Source organism: Microcystis flos-aquae FACHB-1344 (assembly GCF_014698375.1).
In the GTDB taxonomy this organism is placed as follows: domain Bacteria; phylum Cyanobacteriota; class Cyanobacteriia; order Cyanobacteriales; family Microcystaceae; genus Microcystis; species Microcystis aeruginosa.
In genome coordinates this window covers 1-16,868 of record NZ_JACJSW010000051.1, presented here as the reverse complement: position 1 = coordinate 16,868, position 16,868 = coordinate 1, and the positions used below count along the sequence as shown (strand labels likewise).

Genomic DNA, 16,868 nt, shown 5'->3' with positions numbered 1-16,868 from the left:
GTCAACAGCTTAGTACCTCCAGAAGCTATAATAATAGTTAAAGCTTACTAAAGATTAACCAATTCTCTAGATACTACAACCAGAGACAAATCGATCGCCAAGTATGGAACTTTTTAACCAAACCACAATTCTATGTCAAAAAAATCATTTTTACCCGGTTGTTTAGTCGTCTTAGGACTAACAGCAGTAACCGCAGGAGGTGTCTATCTTTATCTACGAGGACAACTACCTTGGCAAAGATTCACCCCCTTAGAATCGGCAAAAGTTATCCCAGAAACTGCCTTTGCTAGTAGTTTTGTCTCCACGGATGCAAAAGCTTGGTCAGTGTTAGCTAAATATGGTACACCAGAATCACGAACTGTGGTTAGTCAAGGACTAGAAGAATTACAAAAAAATATCTTCACCGATAAGATTGATTATCAACGGGATATCGAACCTTGGATCGGTAGTATTAGCTTTGCTTTCCTTCCCGCAGCTACCCCCGGACAATCGAAATTATTAACGGTTATCGGCATCAAAGATAAAATTAAAGCATCGGAATTCCAGAAAAAACTAGGACAACAAGTTAATCGCAAAACTAGCACCAGTGACTACAAAGGTATTACAATTACCGCTATAGATTGGCAGGATAACACCACCATTTATACTGCTGTTGCGGGGGATTTTTTGTTGATATCCGACGATAAAAAGGTGTTAGAAGCGGCGATCGATACCTATCAAGGACAGCCATCTTTTAGCAGTAAACCGGAAGTGAGAAAACTGCTTTCCCAATCCCTCAACCTACCCAATACCCTAGCAACAATTTATATCGATGATTATGCCGGAATCTTGGGAGCAGATGCCAATTTATCTCCCCAAAGTCGGCAAGAATTAGCAAAAATTCAAGATATTGTCGCGGGAGTGGGTGTCACCGATACGGGATTACAATTACAAATGGTGGCTAAACTTGCCCCTGAAACTATTTCTACCCTACCTTCCCCCAGCAGAAATCAAGTTTTAAATTATTTCCCCGGAGATACCATCGCAGTCTGGAGTGGTAATAATCTTAAACAGGGATGGGAAGAAGCAGAAAAACAGTCCCAAACTAACCCAGAATTACAAGCTTTTCTACGTCAGATCCGTGAGAATTTTCAGATGGCAACCCTTGACGCGGATAAAGAAGTTTTCAACTGGATGGATCGAGAATTTGCTTTCGGAATTATCCCCAACCAGCAAGCAGTGGGAGGGTTAGGTTTTGGGGGAATGATGATCTGGCAAACCGGCGATCAGAAAGCGGCAAAAACTACCCTCGATAGGTTAAATCAATTGGTGAAAACTGTTCCCTTTATCACCATAGAAAACAGTAAAATTTCTGGTGAAGATGTGACTGAATGGAAAGCGGAAAAACAAGCGATTTTAACCTATGCTTGGCCTAATAATGATACCTTAAAAATGACCGTCGGAATTCCCTATCAACCCCAATCGAATCAACCGATTAGCAAAAGTGAGATTTTCCAAGCATCGATCGCCAATTTGCCGAAAAATAATCTCGGTTATTTCTTCATCGATGTGGAGCAAATTATCGCTAAAGCAGGGGGAATTAATAATCTTCCTGCCAAGGAATTAACCCCGGAAACAAAGGTCTTTTTAGAATCGGTACGCGGGATCGGAATTACTGCCACTATGCCTGATAAAACCACCAGTAAAATTGATGTTTTATTTTCCCTGAAACAAACTCCCTAAAAAGTAACCGACTAGATAAAGCGATCCACAGAGAATTATCTGACTATCGGCAGATTCTTGGATGGCTTTTTTTAGTCCTAAAAATACATCGGAACAAGTCTCTAGGTGAGATAATTCTGGACAAATTGAAGCCGCTAATTCCGCTAAGGTTTCAGGATTAGCACTGCTATGATCCGGGACGGGAACTAAATATAAACTATCGCCTTTTCTTAATAAAGCTTGGAATATTTCCCGATGATCTTTAGTCGATAAAATTCCCATTACCCAGATAATTTTTGGAGCCTTTAAACTATCTACATACTGCCTTAAACCCATGGCAGCAGCAGGATTATGAGCGCCATCTATTAAAATTTCTCGCTGACACCAATTAACGGTTTGTAAACGTCCTAACCAGCGAGTTTTTGCCATTCCTTCTTGCACGACTTCATCGCTAATTTGCCAACCTTGCCGGCGTAAAATATTAACAACAGCGATCGCTATAGCGGAATTAGTTAATTGAAAATCTCCCGCTAAGGATAAAGGATATTCTAACCCTTGATATTTAGCCCGATTATCGGCAATTTTTTCGGCAGCTTCTACCCATACCGTCGGACAATTTAACAGCTTGATTTTCTCCCTAACTACCCCCTGCGCTGATTCCGGTAATTGTCCGATAACTGCGGGACAATTCGCTTTTAATATCCCCGCTTTCTCCCCGGCAATATCGGCAACCGTGGGACCTAAATTTTGCCAATGTTCCCGACTAATAGAAGTGATGACAGTAACTAAAGGTTGAGCGCAAACATTAGTCGCATCTAATCTTCCTCCTAAACCCACTTCCATCACGGCAATATCCACCTTTTCCTGAGCAAAATACAGCCAAGCAGCGGCAGTAATTACCTCAAATTGAGTAGGACTTTCCTGCTGGGGATCGATAAGCGATTGTATATATTTAAGCAGGTTTTCTAAAGTCGCGGTTTCAATATTTTCGCCATTAATAGAGATTCTTTCTGTCCAAGCAATTAAATGGGGAGAAATATAACGTCCGACTTTGTAACCGGCGGTACTGAGAATAGAGGATAGATAGGCACAAACCGAACCTTTGCCATTAGTTCCCGTGACATGAATAATCGGAATTTTATCTTGGGGATTGCCTAAAATCTCCAGCAGATTTTTTATTCTTTCTAAACCGAGATTGACACCAAAACGCTGAAAAGGTTGCAGTAAAGAATCGATAGTCATGGTTAGCAAACTATAAATAAAGGAATCCGGCTAGGATCGATACTCCTACCGGCACGGATGACCCTTTCTCTGGGTGATAATGTCTAAAGTTTGACTAAAATGCTCGGTTCTTTTTGGATCGGTAAAACATCAAGAGAGTCAATATTAGCGCAGTATTTTAAATCTTCTTGACAGTGGAGACGCAAGAGCCGCTGACCGTGACTACAACTGTGGAACATTCCTAAAAGATCATTTTGCCATTGACGATAAAGGGCGATCGCGGCGATCACCTCATCATTCCCGATCGCCATTTGCCCCGATTGTTCTTGTAGCGCATCGGCGATCGCTCCAGCACAGGCCGTATCTTCCAGAGAATAACCCCCTTCCCAACCAGAGCCAACAATCCAGACGGTATCGGGCTGCTTATCCAATAAGTAATTAACGGCAGCTTGCCGATTGATCATGGCCGCAGTGATCACGATTGGGGACTCTTCCACTCTTTGCAGAGCGCGAGTGCCGTTAGTGGTACTGATAAACAGACGACGACCTTTCATTAAATCAGGGGTACAATCGAGGGGAGAATTGCCCAGATCGCAGCCTTCTACTTTCGCGCCACCTCTTTCTCCTGCTCGGAGACGTTTTTCCGGTTGCCAGGTATCACTCACCTGCATCAGGGTTTTCAGATCGCTAAAGGTTTGCACTGCTTCCGCACCGGCATTGAGGGCAGTGGCGATCGTGGTTGTCGCTCTTAAAACATCGATAACGACGGCGCAATCGGGTAGAGTATGGACGGGGGTAAGTTCGGGAGTATGATAAATGAAAACCTGCACGAGTTATACCAAGTAAAAAGTAAAAGGGGAAATAAGCTCAACATACCGCCGCTCGGCTTCGCGCTGGCAGAAGAAAGACAAGGCCGATTTTATCACAAATGTCGGGGTAAAGACCGTTCGGCGGTTCGGCTGAGATCACCGTCGAAGTCTTCACCGAACGTCCGAACGTCAAAATAGCCCTTAAGGTTTTGCCCGATAAGCATTTCACGACTCCATAAGCAAAAATTATCACACAAAGTCGAGAAGAGCCAATTACTCGTTCAAATGGGTCGATTTCGTAACTATTTTGATTGACTGGTATCACTTGAAATACCCATGCGGATCACAAAATTGGCCAATTGTCAATAGGGTTTGAGATGTTCTCACCCCGGATCGATCGTCATGACGAAATGTTATAATTAACAATTATTATGCCTGCTAACCTCAAGATTCATGTCTGCTAAAGATCGTTTTCATGGTGCAGTGAGAAAAGGATTAGAAAAAGAGGGTTGGATCATTACGGATGACCCTTTAAGGATTGAAGTGGGTGATGTAGAAATGTATGTCGATTTAGGAGCAGAGCAACTGATAGCCGCAGAAAAAGATAATGAAAAGATAGCCGTTGAAATTAAAAGTTTTATCGGTAAATCCAGCATTTCAGAATTTCATACTGCCATTGGACAATTCTTTAATTATCGTGTTGCTTTAGAAGAAAAAGAACCTAAAAGACAGTTATATTTAGCTGTTCCCTTAGATATTTATTATAGTTTTTTTGAATTGCGATTTATTCAAACTGTCGTTAAAAGATTTCAAATTTACCTGATTATTTATGATCCGATTGGGGAGGTAATTGTCGAATGGAAAAATTAGAACAATATCGTCACTATGTCAAGCAAGTCATTACTGAATATTCTCAGATAGGTTCATCTAAAGATCCGATTGAACAACAATTGATTTTTGATACAGTTGGAGATCACTATCAATTGATGTATGTTGGCTGGAAAAATAGACGAAGATATCATGGTTGTGTTTTGCATCTCGATATTAAAAAGGGTAAAATCTGGATACAACATGATGGCACTGAGGTGGGAATTGCCAATGAATTAGTTAATTTAGGTGTTCCTAAAGAAGATATTGTTTTAGCCTTTCATGAACCCCTAGTCAGAGAATATACAGGGTTTGCGGTGGGTTAATCTTAATCAGAGAAAAGTGCCAAATTCGCCTAACCTAATCATAGGTTAAGCGACAAACAGGATCAGCAAGAGATTTCGATTTTTTTACCTTGCTGATCTCTGTATTTCTTGGTTAACAAAACTTAACAATTATCGGCAAAATTTTGCTTGCTTTTATCGGGAGATTTTGGGATAATATTTTTAAAAGATTTTATTCATAATGGGAATCTGTGCGTCCATAAAAATTTGCACAGATTCCCATTATATAAAAAGCATAGCGCAAGTCGCCGGCAAAGTCAAGTCCTTTCCCATTAATTATGGGTGGGAATTTTCAGGAATCAAAAAAGGGGGTTAGTGGGGGCCGGGTGTTGGGGAGATTTTGCTGTGTTCGGTGAACAGTTATCAGGTAGAACCGGGGAACCAGATACAAAACTTAACAATTATCGGCAAAATTTTGCTTGCTTTTGTCGGCAGATTTTGGGATAATATTTTTAAAAGATTTTATTCATAATGGAAATCTTTGCGTTTAAAAAAATTTTGCACAGATTCCCATTATAAGAAAAGCATAGCGCAAGTCGCCGGCAAAGTCAAGTCCTTTCCCATTAATTATGGGTTGGCTGAAAAAGTAGGAGCGATCGCCGGTTAAGATACAAGGTTTTTGAGCCACCAGCTTGAAAATCTTGCAGCTGCTTGGCTAAACAGGCCGCCAAACCCCTTATCTCGTCTATATTTCACATTTATTCAGCCAACCCTACCTAAATCTCTGCTGAAGGTGGAGATCAAAGGCTGTTTTAAACTAATACTTTACTGCGATCGTTAGAAGTATCCCCAAAAATTGCCCCTCGTCGAATCAAATCCTGTTTTTGTTCGGGGGTGATCCCCGTTGCATCGATAAAGATAGCGTTTTCAATGTCAGCCTCACTCAGGTTAGCCCATCTAAGGTCAGCCCCTCTCAGGTCAGCCTCAATCAGGATAGCCTCAATCAGGATAGCCTTAATCAGGTTAGCCCTTCTCAGGTTAGCCCCACTCAGGTCAGCTTCACTCAGGATAGCCTCAATCAGGTTAGCCCTTCTGAGGTTAGCCTTAATCAGGTTAGCCCTTCTCAGGTTAGCATCAATCAGGTTAGCCCCACTCAGGTCAGCTTCACTCAGGTCAGTTTCACTCAGGATAGCCCCTCTCAGGTTAGCCTCAATCAGGATAGCCTTAATCAGGTTAGCCCTTCTGAGGTTAGCATCAATCAGGTTAGCCCCACTCAGGTCAGCTTCACTCAGGTCAGCTTCACTCAGGTCAGCTTCACTCAGGTCAGTTTCACTCAGGTTAGCCCCACTCAGGTTAGCCCCACTCAGGTCAGCCCCACTCAGGTCAGCCCCACTCAGGTCAGCCTCTCTCAGGTTAGCCCTTCTCAGGTCAGCCCCTCTCAGGTCAGCCCCACTCAGGTCAGCCTCTCTCAGGTTAGCCCCACTCAGGAAAGCCCCAATCAGGGCAGCCCCTCTCAGGTCAGCCCCACTTAAATCAACTTGTTGTAGAGTTGTCTTATCGATTGTTCCCTCTCGAATTGCCTTAATTAATTCGGCTTTTTCAATAACTTTTGCATCTGTAGTGAACTCTGCTTTTTTGACGATAATTTCGGGTATATCGTCTGATTTAAGTTCATTGAGAAGGGCTTGCAATTCCCCCGATTGATGTAAATCTGCTAGGCGCTGGAGTCCATCTTCTGAACCTTCTAAAAATAGCCGAATACTGCCTTTAAGTTTCATAATAGGCTTGATCGTGTTGTCTCTGGCGATTTTTTGAATAAGGTTGTTAATCTTATCAATTTTCTCTGGTGTCAGGTCGTCTATATCTACCTCAATAACTAATTCAAAAACTTTATCTGATTGCTGAGTTTGCGGTTTATTGTTATGATCAAATGTCTGAGAATTATCTCTATACCTTGCCAAAGCAGTAATCAGATTACTCTTTCCAATCTTTTCATCTGTTTGCGCTGACAAGATTTTAAATAAATCATAAGCCGCATTCTTGATTGACTGTTCTTCTTGCCTAATTTCTTCCGCTAGATCACGATATGTTTTATCATCAAAAACACCTTTTAATATTTTTGTCTCCAAGTCCGTTAATCCCTTTTTTGTATGCTTTTTTTTCAGATCATTAACCAGCATTTCTAATTCAGTCCATGAAATGGTTTTAGTTTCAGTCATTTTTAGTTCATTTATCATCATTGTTTAAGGGTTGCAGGACTTAAGATTACTTTTCAGTACCCTGTCAGGTTACTTGAGAGTACCTAAAAAAAGTACCATTTTTAGGACTTTTGAGTAACGACAAATAATCAGATTTTTTTTAATCTAAAGATAGTTCACCTCCTAAGTAAAAGGATTGATGATTATGTATAAATATTGGTTAAAGTACAGAGAAGACCTTGTTAGTCTTGCCAAAATTATCAGCACCATATTTGCGATCGCATCATTTTTAGGCTTCTCTTTTCCAGAGAAATTTCAACCCACTCCCTGCCAACCGACGGCAATTGTTGAAACCACGGAAGTTAGCACTAACAATTAGTCAAAGCGCCAAATTCGCCTAACCTAATCATAAGGTTAAGCGACAAACAAGATCAGCAAGAGACTTCGATTTTTTTACCTTGCTGATCTCTGTATTTCTTTGTTAACAAAACTTAACAATTATCGGCAAAATTTTGCTTGCTTTTATCGGCAGATTTTGGGATAATATTTTTAAAAGATTTTATTCATAATGGAAATCCTTGCGTCTAAAAAATTTTTGCACAGATTCCCATTATAAGAAAAGCATAGCGCAAGTCGCCGGCAAAGTCAAGTCCTTTCCCATTAATTATGGGTGCGAATTTCCCAGAATCAAAAAAGGGGGTTAGTGGGGAGTCAGACCAAATATAGGTTACACTTCAACTTTAAATGAGAAACGCTGTCATTCTTTGTAGGGAATATGACTAGACAAACCGCTAATCTCGGACAAACAGGAATTGCCGTCAGTGCTTTGGGAATCGGGACTTGGGCATGGGGAGATAAACTATTCTGGAACTATGGCAAGGAATACGGAGCTAGTCAGGTAGAGGAGGCCTTTAAAGCGGCAGTAGAGGCAGGAATCACCTTTTTTGACACTGCCGAAGTCTATGGACTGGGGGAATCGGAACGACTCTTAGGAAAATTTACCCAACAGACCGATATTCCCATCGATATTGCCAGCAAATTTGCCCCCGTACCGTGGCGATTTGGGGCGAATGCGGTTCATAATGCCATTACCGAGAGCTTAAACCGTCTAAAAACCGATAAAATTGCCCTTTACCAAGTACATTGGCCCTTCACCTTCCTGATTAGCCAAGAAACCCTAATGAATGCCCTAGGGGAAGAAGTAAAACGCGGCCGCATTGGTTCCGTGGGTGTAAGTAATTATTCCGCCGAGCAAATGCGTCAAGCAAGCCAGATTTTGGCGAAAAAAGAGGTTCCCTTAGCGGTCAATCAGGTGCAGTATTCGCTTTTGTATCGCAAAATAGAAACTAAGGGAATTTTAGCCACGGCCAAGGAATTAGGTGTCACCATCCTCGCCTACAGCCCCCTCGCTCAAGGACTACTGACGGGTAAATATAGCCCAGAAAGCCAGAATTTGCCCGATGGAGCCAGAAAAGTTGACTCGCGGTTCAAAAAAGAAGGTTTGGAGAAAATAGCCCCAATTTTAAGGGTACTGCAAGAATTGGGCGTAAAATACCAAAAAACCCCCGCACAAGTCGCCCTCAATTGGTTAATCGCCCAAGGGGATGTAATTCCCATCCCGGGGGCAAAAACTGCGGCCCAAGCGAGGGAAAATGCCGGGGCCTTAGGATGGAGTTTAGAAGCGCAAGAGGTGACGCAATTAGAACAGATGAGCCGGCCTTGGCTGTAAAAATCAAAACTTTTGATTTTTGATCACCATTCTGGAAAAAGTTTCTAACTTTTTGGTGATCAAGATTAAAACAGGCTACAATCTTTGCATACTGCTGTACTACTTAAGAAAACTGGGGAGAAAATTAATGGCGACAATGACAAATAATTCCGATCGAGATAAAGCCTTGGGTTTAGTCTTAAATCAAATCGAGCGCAACTTTGGCAAAGGTTCGATCATGCGTTTGGGAGACGCCACCCGGATGCGGGTGGAAACCGTGCCTAGTGGTGCTTTAACCCTAGATATGGCGTTGGGTGGCGGTTTACCGAAAGGCCGCATCGTCGAAATTTACGGGCCGGAAAGTTCTGGAAAAACCACTTTAGCCCTCCATGCGATCGCAGAAGTGCAGAAAGCTGGGGGAGTGGCGGCCTTTGTCGATGCGGAACACGCTTTAGATCCCACCTATTCGGAAGATTTAGGGGTAGATATCAATAATTTACTGGTGGCACAACCGGATACGGGGGAGGCAGCCTTAGAAATAGTTGACCAGTTAGTGCGTTCTTCGGCCGTGGATATCGTCGTCATCGACTCGGTGGCCGCTTTAGTGCCGCGGGCGGAAATTGAGGGGGAAATGGGGGATAATCAGGTGGGTTTGCAGGCCCGTTTGATGAGTAAAGCCCTGCGAAAAATTGCCGGTAATATTGGTAAATCGGGTTGTGTGGTGATTTTCCTCAACCAACTGCGGCAAAAAATCGGTGTCACCTACGGCAATCCTGAAGTGACCACCGGAGGAACGGCCTTAAAATTTTATGCCTCGGTACGTTTAGATATCCGTCGCATTCAAACTTTGAAAAAAGGCACGGAAGGGGAATACGGAATTCGGGCTAAAGTTAAGGTGGCTAAAAATAAAGTCGCGCCTCCTTTCCGGATTGCTGAATTTGATATTATCTTCGGTAAAGGCATTTCCCAGGTGGGTTGTATGCTCGATATTGCCGAACAAACTAACGTAGTTACTCGTAAAGGGGCATGGTATAGCTATAATGGCGAAAATATTGCCCAGGGTCGCGATAATGCCGTTAAATATCTCGAAGAAAAGCCAGAAGTAGCGGCAGAAATTGAGAAGTTATTGCGGGATAAATTAGACATGGGTTCGGTTCCTTTCCCCACGGAACCTGCCGACGAGGACGATGAGGACGATCTGGAACCAGAAATCTAAAAGAAGAGGGTTTTAGGTCTTGGTTATCCCCCTATTTTGGGGGATTTTTTAGCTTCAGAATCGATAGATTTAGCGGCTTCTAACCATGATTGTAAACCTTTTTTAGTCGGTGTTCCTTGAGTGGTAAAAGTCCATAGATCTCGTTTATGTTGGGGGCCGTAGCTGATATGAATCGGGCGATTAATTCCGTAAAAATAGAGAGAATCAAAGGGTAATTTTTGGGTTAAAATCCAATCTATCAGGCGATCGCTAGTTAAATCGATAATCCGAAAATCACAGGCTGCCCCCAATCGCTGACAATAATATTGACCTTTTTGATTAATTTCGTGGGCGCAATGTTGATCACGACTGGGATCGATTCTACCGTTTTTTAAGCCGGTGATCGGGTCTTTTTTTTGGAGAAATTTTCTCAGATCATTGGAACAAAATCCATAGGTTAATTGAAATTTTTCTCGACCAAAATTATCAATAATTGGATCGATAATAAAGTGAGCGAGATTTTGCCAAGCGGTTATCGTTGCGGTATTTTTTGGGTAGGGATCGATTTGCGCTGCGTACTTTTGATAGGTTTGGGAACAGGTAGATAATTCTTCTAGGGTTAAATATTTACCAATTAACATAATCAGTTATCAGTTTTTAGCTAGATCCTATCACCAGATTTAGCTATTTTGCCAAAGCTGCTTTTTTGCGACCATAATAAACAGCGACAAAAGCGCTGACATACATCCATAAACTATAGACCATTGCGGGAATGGCTAGATCGGGATTCTTTAATAAACCGGCAGTGATAGCAATAGCTAAAGTGCCGCTTTGAATACCCACTTCAATTGCAATACAAATTCTTTGGGGAATAGTTAATTGAAATAAAAGACCACTGAAAAAACCAATTAGGGAAGCAACCGTATTTAAAATGATCACTGCGAGGCCAGTTTGAGCGATAAATAAAGGTAAACGTTGCCATTCTCTCAGGATTAATAAGCAGATAATAACTGCTAGAAAAATCACGGCTAAACGATTAGTTATCGGTTCGAGACTTGTCGCCAGTAAAGGGAAGTAATGGCGGATAGTCATACCCATAACCAGGGGTAAAACTATAATCAAAAATATCTGCCCCATAGTGGAACCAATGGGTAGGGAGATGGCGGCACTTTCACCCATAAAATGCTGGAGAATGAAACTAGCTAAAAAAGGTATTGTGAAAATGGTGATGATGCTGCTAAAAGCGGTTAAAGTAACAGAAAGGTCCACATCTCCCTTAGCTAAATAGGTTAAAACATTGGAGGAAGGACCGCCGGGGCAAATGGCGACAATCATTAAACCGACGGCAATTTTTGGCTGGAGAGGCAAAAGAGAAACAATAATAAAGCCGACGATCAGTAGAATAATAATTTGATTAACTAAACCGATCAGGACTGCTTTGGGATAACGGGTGATACGCTGAAAATCGGCGAGAATTAATCCCAATCCCATGCCTAACATTAAAACGCCTAGGCCAACGGGTAAGAGGATATTAGTAAAAAAGTTGGCTTGCATCGGATAAAAGCGGAGAAGATGAGCTTATTTTCCCATAAATTGACTAATTTATTCTTGTCCCTAGTTACCGATTTTGCTGACTAAAAAACCCCCGGTGTGCAGGGGAGGTTAAATTGTGGGAGAAATCCAACCTTGGCGATTTTAGTCTGGTTTCCCTTCCCGCTCCGGGATGATATCCCCGTCCTGCTTCAGTTGCTTGGTGGCAACCATGGGATCACAGCTAGGGAACTGCCGATGCGACTGCCACTTTTGACATCAGCAATGCCTAGGAAATGTTGCCGCAGGACTTCCATCAAAAATAACGAGGGCAAATTTTCCTTCTAAATCCCGCAGTCCTTGAATTCCTTTCTGTTGACAAATTGCTAGGGCGATCGAGGTGGTAGATTTTTGGTGAACGATAGGTGAGTTTTTGCGGTGCTTTCCCTTCTAGATCGAGGGACAGTTTTTTGTCATCTAAGTTGTGTGTAAACATAGCAACCCTCCAGATCTCTACAGTTCTATTGTACCTTTATTCTTGGTTCGAGTGCGGGAGAATGTAATAATGTGTATTGTTCGTCAGAGAAGACTCAACCGTTGTTTGTTTTAAAGGTAGTCGCAAGTGTAAGCGGATTAATTTTTCTGAGCTTGTTGACCGATTCCCTCAGCACGATTACCGGTTTACTCTTTGCTTCTTTGTGCGATCAAGTTCGAGGATTTTTCTGGGGTAAAGTAATTGATAAACTAGCTAATTTTCTCGATATTAGTCTCTTTAAAAATCACAATTTATTAAACTTAATTAAGTAGGGTTTGCTGAAAAAGTAGGGGCGAAGCATTCGGGAAATAACCTATCGCTGAAACCGGAGATTTTCTATCCTAATGCTTCGCCCCTACAGGATGCCAGCCGATCAAGATGCAAGGTTTTTGAGTCACTAGCTTTAAAATCTTGCACCTGCTTCGCCAAACAGACCCCCAAACCCCTTACCTCGTCTATATTTCACATTTATTCAGCCAATCCTAAGTAGTTAAGTAGGGAGGCACAATTATTTGTAGGATGGGTTAGCGGTAGCGTAACATAATCGGGCGTTGGGTTTCATGCTTCAACCCAACCTACGTTCATGTTATATTTAATTCCACCCACCTACTTAGGTGTTAAAAACTGTCAGATTCCCCCGCCTATCGGCACCCCCCTTATCAAGGGGGGCAGGGGGGATCGAACCTAAAATCTATCTTCAATTTAATTATAACCAGCTACTTAAGTCCACAAAAAAGGTTAAATTCTCCAGAAGAATTGTCCTTAAGCTGTACTGAATTTAAACTGCGTAGGGGAAATTTTAGTACAAATGCTCGAACTTCCTCTCCCTGCTCCCAACTCCCTTGCAGTCTTAACGAGTAATTTAGACAGTCAACAGCTTACTTCAGTGGGTTGGTGGCAACCATTCAGGTTTGTGACAGCCGATCGAACCAAGCGATCACAGCAAGGGAACTGCTGATGCGACTGCCACTTTTGACATCACCAATACCTAGGGAATGTTGCCGCAGGACTTCAATTAATCGGGTTTTATCGAAGATGCCCAAGTCTTCGATCGCCGATTCCTCTACCATTGTTTCTAACTGGGTTAAGCGTCGAGATAATCCTTGCCAATAGACTGCGTTAAAGTTCGCTTTAAAACGTCTTGTGCGAATTGCTTCCGGGAGAATTCCTTGCAGGGCCGATTGGAGTAGCGGTTTAACCATCCCCGGTACTTCTCGGAATTGCCTGGGTAGTCCCAGACAGTAGCAAATTACCCGGGGATCGAGGAAGGGTTGACTAATCCTCATCCCGGCAGGATTAGCAAGATACCAATTTGCCCAATTGCCGATCGCGGTTTGCAGTCCTAAACGGTTAAAGGATAGTTCGACGGGATAGCGGTAGATGTGACCCAGAGTTGCCAGTGCTTTCGGATACACTTGGTATTCTTGGGCAAAATCGGCTTTTATCCAGGGTGGAATCGCAAATTCTGACAGTTTCGGCCAGGTTCCGTAACCTCGTCGCCAGAAAGTAGCAATACCTGGTTTGAGGAAGGCAGGTAACAGGGGAAAAATCGCTAATTCCGCCAAAATTGACCAGAGACTTTCATTTTTGGTCTTTGCCCACCGACGGGCGAGCTGTAGGGTTTCTTGCCATTGTCCTTGATGTAATAGATCCGCAAGATGGTAGCGATTGCTTTCCAAGACTAATTCCGCCCCACCACCACTGAGAATGGTGTTTACTCCCAATTCGGCCGCTCGATCGACTAGGATTTTTTCCATGGCTAGATGAAATAAACCGGGATAGGGTTCATCGTGGGGGGGAATGCGATCGGAGAACCAATCGAAATCTAAAAGCTGATCACCATCGAGAAAATACGGCTCGATCGCTGCTTTTTGCTGGAGAATAAGGTTAATATAGTCGGTTTCTTTGACTAAACTGGGCATTTGATAGACCAGAGACAGGGTAAGAAGCTTTCTCTCCCCGATCGATTCCCTGGCCAAACAGACGATCGAAGAACTGTCCATTCCCCCCGATAGGTGCGATGCCACTTTTCCCTCCAGGCAGCGTTCGCTAATCGAGCGCTGGAAAATCTGGCGAAACTGCTGGGCTGCCGCTGCTAGGGTGAGATGACTAATCGGTGCAATTTTTTCTTCCCAGTTGCAAGTCCAGTGTTTTTGTACTAAATTAGGCGGGGAAAATTCCCCGCAGCTGCCGGGGGATAGACGCTGGATTCCCTCAAAAGCGGTCTCTTCCCTGGGCAGTTCCACGAAAGCGAAGGGAAACATGAGAAAAGAAGCGAGAAAGTCTCGGTTAATCTTTGCCTTTTTTTGTCTGGCTAGGTGTTGTAAATCGCCGCTAATTCTAATGGTATGCTTGTCAAAAGTCCAGTATAAGGGATAACTGCCGATCGGGTCGCGCAGGGCGATCAAAGAGGATTTTTGACGATCAAAAATAACGAGGGCAAATTCTCCTTCTAAATCTTGCAGTCCTTCAATTCCTTTCTGTTGATAAATTGCCAGGGCGATCGAGGCTTCAGGATTAGTTTTTTCTCTAAAAGCTTCTGGGTAAATGGTTTTTAATTCATCTTGGTAATAGATTTTACCGATGAAGATAACTAGGTTTTTAGTTAGCTCATCTCTGGCATAGGTAATCAGATTACTGGTTAAATTAGAGATATTAAGCTCTGGGGTACTGGCTGGGGATAAACTAATTTCAAATGATCTGCTCATTTTTTTTGGACTAAGAATAGCTAATTACGGGAGTAAACTGTTCACAATGGGCTAGTTCATCTGTTAGGGTTAATTGCTGGCATTCTACCCAAGCGTGAATTTGGAAAGGATAATTATTAATACCAACCATCAAGGTAGCGGGACAACCATAAAAAGTACGCAGCAGATGATAGGCAACGAGGGCGCGTTCTTTACAAACTATCGGTAAAAATAGTTTTCCCGATGCAGTTTCTCGCAGCAAGCGATCGAGATTTTCGATAGTTTCTTTGTCGATCTCTTTCCGGTGAGACTTGTGCCATTTTTGCCAAATAGCAATGGTGCGACTCCATCCCAAAACTCGCAAGCTAATCCAACTGAGAGTTAATAAGATTTCGACGGTGTAGGCATTAGGATCGGGTTGAGGATTGAGTAGTTTTCGTCCGATCAAACCGAGTTTTTTAAAAATTGCGATCAAGATAGTTGGCCAAAGATTCCCCTCAGTGAATTTGTTCGGGGGAGGAGATGTAACTAAGATTTTTTTCTCGATTAACGAATTTAACAATTCGCTTAAATCCCCGCAGATTTTTGCTTCTGGAACCTCGTAGAGTTGGCTAATCTCGGTGATAGTTTCCTGATAACTTTTTTCGAGGATTAGATCGACCATTCTCGAGGCGATCTCATCTAATCCATAAAATTGTCCCCGGCGAAAGTCAAGAATATTGATGACGTTCTCATGCTTAAATAGATACACATCTCGGTTTAGGTAATAACTTCCTTTGTTATGCTCGCTTGGGCGGAGTGGTGGTGTATAAGTTCCTCTAGTTTTCATCAGTTACTGCACCATCTATTGTTTAATTTTGTAAAAGCAAGAGCCAATTAGTTATGACTTTATTTTATACTGGACATTGTACGGGTCAGGCAGTCAGGGTTTATCTTTATCCTTTCGTGATTATATCATATTTTGTTGGTTCTGAATATTGTCAGAAGAGTAATATCTGTTGTTGAGTGTTTTTGTTTCTTGTCAGGGACAGGAAGGAGGTGAGTTATGGTTAACAAAAAATTGGAAGATACTTCTCAAATGCCATTAGACGAACGCGAGCAACATCGGAAACGTCAAGAACTGATTACCCCCTTTAGACCATCGCAAAAGTGGAGACTGTTTCTATGGCAAATTTGGAGATGGACTGGGTTTGGAGAAAAAAAACTGTGGGATTTGTTGCAACTTGTGATTATTCCCCTTGTTTTGTGGGGTTTAACCTCTTGGTTCAATCAACAAGCAAACATTAGAGAACAAACGGCGGCAAAGGACGCCTACCAACAAGAGGCACTTGCCAGCTATTTAGACAATCTTCCCATGCTCTTGAAAGACAAAAAGACTCAAAGAGATATAGTTAGGGGACTGGCACAAGCTAAAACCAGCACGACTTTGGAACTGTTAAAAGATGATCCTGATCGTCGGGAAGTATTACTGGATTTCTTAAGAGTTTCAGGATTGTTAGGGACTTTTCAAGATTCACAAAGTCCAAAGGTTATTGGCTCTATTCTGGAAGGGATTAATTTTAAAAATCGAGTCCTTCAGGGTGCCGACCTGCATCAGGCCAATCTAAAGGATGCCGATCTTAGAAAAGCGGATCTGGTCGATGCCAACTTAAACAGTGCTAATCTTTCAGGAGCTAATCTTTCAGGAGCTAACTTAACGGGAGCAAGCTTGCGAAAAGCCAATCTCAGGAATGCCTACCTTATCGAAACTGACTTAAGAGGTGCCGACTTGCAAGAGGCTAATCTCATTGGTGCTAATTTTGATCGGGCTAAAATCGGTGCAAGTACAGATAATCAAGGTGACAAACGCGAAACTAATTTCAAGAATTCTTTCTACACTGGAGGAAGTTTTGATGCGGCTAAAGTATTCATTGGAAACAGTCTGACTCCCGTATCTCTGCCCGAAGACTACAAAAAAGTCATACTACTAATCAAACCCGACTTTAAACTTCCTGCCCTAGAATCCTCTGGCTCCCCCTGGGAGAACTCCATAAAAAAGATGATCCAATAGTCAAGTGGTTTGATAAGGGATTTCCACAAACCACTTTGGCAAATGGGGAAGTCGATTAATCTGTTTTTCCAACTCTGCCATTG

16 protein-coding genes are annotated in these 16,868 nt (G+C 42.5%); 8 read left to right on the top strand and 8 right to left on the bottom strand.

Annotated elements, in window-relative coordinates; genetic code table 11:
• Positions 1-132 precede the first annotated feature (132 nt).
• Complete coding sequence (locus H6G48_RS03835) at positions 133-1,722, top strand: DUF3352 domain-containing protein (RefSeq protein WP_190719227.1); 1,590 nt, start codon at positions 133-135, stop codon at positions 1,720-1,722.
• Here the strand turns inward: H6G48_RS03835 and H6G48_RS03830 are convergent.
• Both H6G48_RS03830 and H6G48_RS03825 read right to left on the bottom strand, forming a co-directional pair.
• Complete coding sequence (locus H6G48_RS03830) at positions 1,696-2,943, bottom strand: bifunctional folylpolyglutamate synthase/dihydrofolate synthase (protein ID WP_190719223.1); 1,248 nt, start codon at positions 2,941-2,943, stop codon at positions 1,696-1,698. The genes H6G48_RS03835 and H6G48_RS03830 overlap by 27 nt on opposite strands.
• Positions 2,944-3,026: 83 nt before the next feature.
• Positions 3,027-3,752, bottom strand: coding sequence for a 2-phosphosulfolactate phosphatase family protein (locus H6G48_RS03825; protein WP_190719220.1), 726 nt, complete (start codon positions 3,750-3,752; stop codon positions 3,027-3,029).
• Between the two features lie 432 nt (positions 3,753-4,184).
• On the opposite strand from H6G48_RS03825, the gene H6G48_RS03820 reads away from it, so the two are divergent.
• Both H6G48_RS03820 and H6G48_RS03815 read left to right on the top strand, forming a co-directional pair.
• Positions 4,185-4,601 (top strand): XisH family protein, encoded by a 417-nt coding sequence (locus H6G48_RS03820; RefSeq protein ID WP_002751648.1) that lies wholly within the window; start codon positions 4,185-4,187, stop codon positions 4,599-4,601.
• A complete protein-coding gene (locus H6G48_RS03815; protein WP_002748301.1) occupies positions 4,589-4,924 on the top strand; it encodes a XisI protein in 336 nt (111 codons plus the stop codon). The genes H6G48_RS03820 and H6G48_RS03815 overlap by 13 nt, the downstream gene beginning before the upstream one ends.
• Positions 4,925-5,694: 770 nt before the next feature.
• Here the strand turns inward: H6G48_RS03815 and H6G48_RS03810 are convergent.
• The gene (locus H6G48_RS03810; RefSeq protein WP_190719216.1) at positions 5,695-7,122 is read right to left on the bottom strand and encodes a pentapeptide repeat-containing protein; all 1,428 of its coding nucleotides are present in this window, start codon (positions 7,120-7,122) and stop codon (positions 5,695-5,697) included.
• A 163-nt stretch (positions 7,123-7,285) separates the two neighbouring features.
• Between H6G48_RS03810 and H6G48_RS03805 the strand changes: the two genes are divergently transcribed.
• The 3 genes from H6G48_RS03805 (at position 7,286) to recA (ending at position 10,004) form a co-directional block, all read left to right on the top strand.
• Positions 7,286-7,459, top strand: a complete 174-nt coding sequence (locus H6G48_RS03805; RefSeq protein ID WP_164502961.1) for a hypothetical protein — start codon at positions 7,286-7,288, stop codon at positions 7,457-7,459.
• 396 nt (positions 7,460-7,855) lie between these two features.
• Positions 7,856-8,809, top strand: a complete 954-nt coding sequence (locus H6G48_RS03800; protein ID WP_190719213.1) for an aldo/keto reductase — start codon at positions 7,856-7,858, stop codon at positions 8,807-8,809.
• A 127-nt stretch (positions 8,810-8,936) separates the two neighbouring features.
• Positions 8,937-10,004, top strand: a complete 1,068-nt coding sequence (gene recA, locus H6G48_RS03795) for a recombinase RecA (RefSeq protein ID WP_061431380.1) — start codon at positions 8,937-8,939, stop codon at positions 10,002-10,004.
• 23 nt (positions 10,005-10,027) lie between these two features.
• On the opposite strand, the gene H6G48_RS03790 is transcribed toward recA, so the two are convergent.
• From H6G48_RS03790 to H6G48_RS03780, 3 genes are all read right to left on the bottom strand, one after another.
• A complete protein-coding gene (locus tag H6G48_RS03790) occupies positions 10,028-10,624 on the bottom strand; it encodes a hypothetical protein (protein WP_190719210.1) in 597 nt (198 codons plus the stop codon).
• Positions 10,625-10,667: 43 nt separating this feature from the next.
• Positions 10,668-11,537, bottom strand: coding sequence for a bile acid:sodium symporter family protein (locus H6G48_RS03785; RefSeq protein WP_190719207.1), 870 nt, complete (start codon positions 11,535-11,537; stop codon positions 10,668-10,670).
• Between the two features lie 292 nt (positions 11,538-11,829).
• Entirely contained in the window at positions 11,830-12,009 is a 180-nt protein-coding gene (locus H6G48_RS03780; RefSeq protein ID WP_002759146.1) for a hypothetical protein, read from the bottom strand.
• 101 nt (positions 12,010-12,110) lie between these two features.
• On the opposite strand from H6G48_RS03780, the gene H6G48_RS03775 reads away from it, so the two are divergent.
• Positions 12,111-12,320, top strand: a complete 210-nt coding sequence (locus tag H6G48_RS03775) for a hypothetical protein (protein ID WP_199328722.1) — start codon at positions 12,111-12,113, stop codon at positions 12,318-12,320.
• Positions 12,321-12,953: 633 nt separating this feature from the next.
• Here H6G48_RS03775 and H6G48_RS03770 read toward each other — a convergent pair.
• Both H6G48_RS03770 and H6G48_RS03765 read right to left on the bottom strand, forming a co-directional pair.
• On the bottom strand, positions 12,954-14,756 hold the full coding sequence (locus H6G48_RS03770) for an asparagine synthase-related protein (protein ID WP_190719204.1): 1,803 nt from the start codon (positions 14,754-14,756) through the stop codon (positions 12,954-12,956).
• Between the two features lie 10 nt (positions 14,757-14,766).
• Positions 14,767-15,564, bottom strand: coding sequence for a lasso peptide biosynthesis B2 protein (locus H6G48_RS03765; RefSeq protein WP_190719201.1), 798 nt, complete (start codon positions 15,562-15,564; stop codon positions 14,767-14,769).
• Positions 15,565-15,780: 216 nt separating this feature from the next.
• Between H6G48_RS03765 and H6G48_RS03760 the strand changes: the two genes are divergently transcribed.
• Complete coding sequence (locus H6G48_RS03760; protein ID WP_190719198.1) at positions 15,781-16,785, top strand: pentapeptide repeat-containing protein; 1,005 nt, start codon at positions 15,781-15,783, stop codon at positions 16,783-16,785.
• Positions 16,786-16,868 lie beyond the last annotated feature (83 nt).